Genomic DNA, 4832 nt, shown 5'->3' with positions numbered 1-4832 from the left:
ATCAGCTATGGCACGCTGCTGCGCGTGTTCTTCTCCGTCGTTCACGACCCGACGCAGTTGAACCGGCAGGGACCGGACGTGGGCACGTCCTACCGCTCGGTCATCTTCTTCACATCGCCCGAGCAGGAAAAGATTGCGAAGGCTTACATCGCGCAGTTGGACACAGCGCATGTGTTTCCGAAGAAGATTGTCACCGAGGTGGTTCCGCTCAAGGCGTTCTATGACGCAGAGGAATATCACCAGGACTACGCAGAGAAGAACCCGAACAATCCGTATATTCAGATCTGCGATGTGCCGAAGGTGGCGGCGCTGAAGCAGCAGTTCCCGGAGTTGTTCAAGGACTACAAGGGGCGGAAGTAGGTGTGATAAAAATCGCGCACCTATTAAGGCAACCCGGGCGAAACGCCGATGGCTCACTGACTTGTCCTGTTTTCCACGGAAATCGCCGATGTTTCCGCAGGCGGCTTTGGGACTAGGCTGTAGGGATGGCTACCTATCCACATCTGGTCGGCAAAGAAGACGAGCGGCCTTCGTCCGTTCACGCGGAGATGACGATTCTCGGCGGGATGCTGGTCGAGCCGGTGGCGATTGTCGATGCGACGATGCTGCTGATCGCCGACGACTTCGCGCTCGATTCACACCGTAGAATCTACGCGGCGATGGTGCATCTGGCCGAGGCTGGGCACGCGGTGGACATTGTCACCGTGGCGGAGGAGTTGCGCCGTCGCAAGGAGCTGGACTCGATTGGCGGCGTGCCTTATCTGGCGTCGCTCAGCGAGGGTCTGCCGCGCAAGCTGAGCATTGAGAGCTATGTCCGCATTGTGCGGGACAAGAGCCTGATGCGACAGTTGATGACGGTCTGCGACATGGGCATGGTGGACGCAGCCGACCAGAGCCAGGCCGCGCTTGACGTGTTGAACACGGTGAGCCAGCGGCTGGTCGAGATCTCCGAGCATGCGGTGACGGGCGGCTTCTCCGACATCAGCGCGATTGTGAAGGACTCGTTCGGCTCAATCGATGCGCTCTATGAGCAGGGGCGCGAGGTCACGGGGCTGGCGACGCACTACATCGAGTTCGACCGCATGACGAGCGGGTTGCAGGAGTCGGAGCTGATTATCATCGCGGCGCGGCCTTCGATGGGCAAGACGGCGTGGGCGATCAACATCGCGGAGAATGCGGCGGTGCGCGGGGGCAAGGTGGTCGCTGTCTTCTCGCTCGAAATGTCGAAGGCGAGCCTGCTGCGCAGGATGCTGGCCTCGCAGGCGATGGTGAACTCGAAGGCGATTCAGACCGGGATGCTGATGAAGGACGACCGGCAGAAGCTGATCGAAGGCTTGGGGAAGCTGGTGGAGTCGAAGATGTTTATCGACGACACGCCGGGAATCACGCTGGCGGAGATGCGGGCGAAGGCGCGGCGGCTCCGGCAGCAGCAGGGACGGCTCGACCTGATTGTGATTGATTATCTGCAACTGATGACCGGCTCGGTGTCGGCGAACCAGCGGACGTTCGAGAACCGGACGCAGGAGGTCTCGGCGATCTCGCGCGGGCTGAAGGCGCTGGCCAAGGAGATGAAGGTTCCGGTGGTCGCGCTCTCGCAGCTCTCACGTGCGAGCGAGCAGCGCGGCGGCGACAAGAAGCCTCTGCTGAGCGACCTCAGGGAGTCGGGCTCGATTGAGCAGGATGCCGACGTGGTCTGCTTCATCCACCGCGAGGAGTACTACGACCGCGAGAACGAAGATGTGAAGGGCAAGGCGGAGATCATCATCGCCAAGCAGAGAAATGGGCCGACGGGGAGTGTGCATCTGGCGTATCTGTCGGACTACACGCGGTTCGAGAATTTGCAGCCAGGCGGGGACTCGGGCGGCTATTGAGGCTTTGGGGGATACCTCCCCCCTCCCCCCTGTTTTTGTGCAAAATCCTTCTAACAAAGGACTTAGGTCTGGACTTCTTTTGTAAAGTATTGATTCCATTGGGCCACTCCGCGCAAAATATTCATCCTGCTTGACTTAGCGGGATCATACGTCCCAGCGGAGTGGCCGGGGTCTATTTGCTTCTGTCTCTATTTTAAACCGCTGGAGTAAACTCAACCGCCAACTTTGCCTGGGGAATATCTCCTTCCGGTGCAACCGGATGGTCGATTGGGGGCGACCGAAGGGGGTTGACAGTGTGGCGGCCGGGAGAGAGATACGGGGGTCTCTCCACTCCGGTGGCAAAAGACGCCGCCTCCGGTCGAGATGACGCGGGTTGGGAGGCGTAAAGACGCCGCCTGCGGTCGAGATGACGCGGGTTGGGGTGACGTCAGGTTCCACCTTAGGCGCGATGACGCTGCGCCGAAGATGAGGCGCTCGGCGGAGCGCAGATTCCCCTGGGGAGGGCAACAAAAAAATGACCGCGAGCAGGCACGGTGCGCTGAGAAGTACTCGGCTCGATACCTTGAAGGCTACTGACAGGATGCTGTCAGCAGGGGTTGGCTATGCTCGTTGATATTGACGACAAAGTAAGGAGCTGGCTATGACGAAGAAGACCGCCAAGCGGCAGAGCGCCATCAACTGGTTCGAGATTCCGTGCGCCGATCTGGACCGCGCCACCATGTTTTACGAGACGATGCTGGGAACGAAGCTGGTGCGCAATGACCACTTCGGGCCTGTGGCCATCTTTGACGCTGAAGAGACAGGGACCGGCGGGACGCTGGTGAAGCGCACCTTCCAGAAGCCGGGCGCGACCGGACCGATGGTCTACCTGAACTGCGACGGCGACCTGGATGAAGTGCTGGCGCGCGTGCCGGCGGCGGGCGGGCTGGTTCTGCAGCCGAAGACTGCCGTGCCGGGAGGCTATGGACACTTCGCCTGCCTGCGCGATTCGGAAGGCAACCACGTGGGTCTGCACTCGCACTAGAGTGGTGAGTCATTAACTTGGTGACGCATAGGACGGGCTTTCAGAGGGTGCTGAAAAAGTCATTGGCGAAGAGAAAGGCGCACCTCAGCGGCTAAAGCCGCGTTGATTTTGCGGTACTTGCGGCACGGCTGAAGCCGTGCCCTTAAGCAAAACGGACTTCTTCAGCACCCTCTTTCAGCCCTTGGATTTTGCGGCAAACATTACCTGGGGATACGCCCCGGGCTGGTATAGAACGGTCCTTTGGCCCTTGTAAAGCGAACTCATGACTCAGCACATTGGTGTGGTGTCTCGAACGTTCTTTGCATCAGTTGAAATCGCAAACCGCAGGTCCTTCGACTCCGTTTGGCGTAAAAAGCCGCCAAACTCCACTCAGGATGACAACTTGAATGATGTTGTGAACTTCAGAGACGTGGCGTGAGATGTGAAATGCAGATCCCTTCGGGAATGACAACAAAGGGAATGACGATAAAAAGTGGGGCCGCCCGGGGATGAGACGTTCACCGGGACTATCCTCCAGGGAGTCAGCTATAAGATCGACTCATGCGACGAGCAGACAGGCTGTTTCGGATCGTCCAGTTTCTGCGTTCGGGCCGGTTGCTGACGGCGCAGAAGCTGGCCGAAAAACTTGAGGTTTCGCAACGCACCATCTACCGCGACGTGCAGGACCTGCAGGCCTCGGGGATGCCGATTGAAGGCGAGGCCGGGGTGGGCTATACGCTCCGGCGCGACGAGGACCTGCCTCCGCTAATGTTTACCCGCGAAGAACTGACGGCGTTGGTGCTGGGGGCGAGGCTGGTGCGGGCGTGGGGCGGCGCGGAGAACGTGGCTGCCGCCAGCCATGCGCTGCAACGGATTGAGGCCGTGCTGCCGGCGGAGTTGCGCAACGACTTCGACTCGATTCTGCTGTATGCTCCGGGATTTCGCATGACGACTCTGCTGCGCGAGCGGCTGGATGTGCTGCATGGTGCGTGCAAGTCGCGGCGCATGGTGCGGTTTGGCTATGTGCGCGAGGACGGCACAGCAAGCTCGCGGGATGTGCGTCCGCTGCTGCTGGCCTTCTGGAGCGGCGCGTGGACGCTGGCGGCGTGGTGCGAGCTGCGTGAGGATTTTCGCACGTTTCGCATGGACCGCATGGAGGATGTTGCCGTGTTGGAGCGGACGTTTGTGCAGAAGAAGGGGCAGCGGCTGGAGGATTATCTGAAGCGGACGCTGCCGCCGGAAGACCGGGCGCGGTTTGGATGAGCGTGCCGGTTAGGATAGAGAGCGTGAAGAGCTGGGTGGAGATCTCAGAAGAACGGCTGGCTGGAAACTACGGCGTGCTGACGCGGGCGGCGGGCGGGGACGTCGCGGTGATGGGAGTGGTGAAGGCGAATGCCTACGGGCATGGCGCTGCGCTGTGCGTCCCGGTGCTGACGCGGGCGGGGGCCGAATGGCTGGGCGTTGCCGATGCGGTAGAGGGCGCGACGGCGCGTGCTGCTTTGCTGGCTGCGGGGATGGATCGGGCACGTCAGCCGCGAATCATGACGATGAGCGGGATGCTGGATGATGATGCCGACATGATGGTCGAACATGATCTGACGCCCGTGGTCTGGAACCTACGGCAGATGGAGTTGCTGGCTGTAGCGGTGAGGCGTCGTGGCTCGGCTGCGCTGCGGGTGCATCTGGAGATGGATTCGGGGATGACGCGGCAGGGTGTTCGCGCGGAGGGCTTGCCTGAGGTGCTCGGCTGGCTGACTGCGCAGAAGGAGCTTGTGCTCGACGGCGTGATGACGCACTTTGCTTCGGCGGAGGTGGCTGGGGCGGAGCAGACGCGGCGGCAGCGGGAGCGATTTGGCGAGGCTGTGCGGACAGTGAGAGATGCCGGGCTGCGGCCTCAGTGGGTTCATGCGGGGGCTTCGTCTACGGTGGACAACGATGTTCAGGAAGGTTCGCTGTGT

General features: G+C 61.0%; 5 protein-coding genes. All 5 read left to right on the top strand.

The features are described from left to right. The coding region (locus VFU66_RS05245; protein WP_326445187.1) for a peptide-methionine (S)-S-oxide reductase at positions 1-360 on the top strand (360 nt) is incomplete at its 5' end. Between the two features lie 125 nt (positions 361-485). Then, complete coding sequence (dnaB, locus tag VFU66_RS05240; protein ID WP_326445186.1) at positions 486-1871, top strand: replicative DNA helicase; 1386 nt, start codon at positions 486-488, stop codon at positions 1869-1871. Between the two features lie 640 nt (positions 1872-2511). Next, positions 2512-2895: a VOC family protein gene (locus VFU66_RS05235; protein WP_326445185.1), complete on the top strand. Its 384-nt coding sequence runs from the start codon at positions 2512-2514 to the stop codon at positions 2893-2895. Positions 2896-3435: 540 nt separating this feature from the next. Then, positions 3436-4137, top strand: a complete 702-nt coding sequence (locus VFU66_RS05230; RefSeq protein WP_326445184.1) for a helix-turn-helix transcriptional regulator — start codon at positions 3436-3438, stop codon at positions 4135-4137. A 35-nt stretch (positions 4138-4172) separates the two neighbouring features. Further along, a partial coding sequence (locus VFU66_RS05225; protein ID WP_326445183.1) for an alanine racemase occupies positions 4173-4832 on the top strand: 660 nt, incomplete at its 3' end.

Source organism: Edaphobacter sp., from assembly GCF_035763405.1.
Classification (GTDB): Bacteria; Acidobacteriota; Terriglobia; order Terriglobales; family Acidobacteriaceae; genus Edaphobacter.
Note: the sequence above shows the minus strand (reverse complement) of the source record. Positions and strands in the feature narration are given on the sequence as shown.